This is a genomic window from Vibrio sp. 1580 (assembly GCF_033340055.1).
Genome location: NZ_JAWOVT010000251.1, coordinates 1 through 733 on the forward strand (window position 1 = coordinate 1; position 733 = coordinate 733).

The 733-nt window shown below is 49.7% G+C and carries 1 protein-coding gene and 1 pseudogene; both read left to right on the top strand.

The window, feature by feature from the left end; genetic code table 11:
* Positions 1–6: 6 nt before the first annotated feature.
* Positions 7–291 carry an LcrG family type III secretion system chaperone VcrG gene (gene vcrG, locus R7093_RS25335; RefSeq protein ID WP_005464408.1) on the top strand — a complete coding sequence of 95 codons (285 nt, stop codon included), beginning with the start codon at positions 7–9 and terminating at the stop codon, positions 289–291.
* A gap of 4 nt (positions 292–295) precedes the next feature.
* A pseudogene (locus tag R7093_RS25340) lies at positions 296–733 on the top strand (Type III secretion cytoplasmic LcrG inhibitor); the annotation flags it as partial.

The following is a 733-nucleotide window of genomic DNA, read 5'->3' on the forward strand; positions in this document are numbered from 1 at the left end:
ATCAATATGAAGCAACCCTTTACCCAAGCTATTGAAAATGCAGAGTTAGCCATTCGAAATGCGGATGAAAGAAATGACATTTTTAGTGAGTTATTAGAAGGACTCGGTGTTGGCCCCGTAGCCGGCGAAGTTCTGCTTGGTGGTTTAAACGCCTCGCCGAAGTTAATGCAACACGCAGAGCAAGAACTCATCGAAGAAGTTCAGCGCCGCAGGCAGCAACAGCATCAGTTGCAAGGCGTGCAGGGTAAAAGACGAAAGCGACCAACCATGATGCGCGGTATGGTGATCTAGAGGTTTGGATATGACGAATATGACAACAACGGGCTCAGCAACTGGTGCGGCAACCGCCGCCGCAAGCAGTACGCCACTGCCAACGTTTGGACAAAGCCTAACAGAGCAATTGACCCCAATTTTAGGTGATGCGGAAACTCAGCAGCTTGCTTCACTGATCGCGCATTTGCCAACCATTAAAGGTCAAACTGACGAACAGAGCATCGCACTTTACGTCGATACGCTGACTCAATTGAAAGAGAAAAACAGCGCATTTTCGGGTGCTGCGCTCAGCGAAAGCGCATCTATTTGGATGAGGTCGCTACAAGGCGCGAGTTCAAACGGTGAAGTGGACGCCGCCGAGCTTACGACGCAGATGAACAATGCATTGGCAAGTCAGTTCCAAACTTGGTTTGCCGACCAGCTTACGGACAAAGTGGATTCGTCATTGCCGACTCAGTTT

Bases quoted from the DNA above. Each gene is read 5' to 3' on its own strand.
- vcrG (WP_005464408.1), top strand. From the start codon at position 7: ATGAAGCAACCCTTTACCCAAGCTATTGAAAATGCAGAGTTAGCCATT.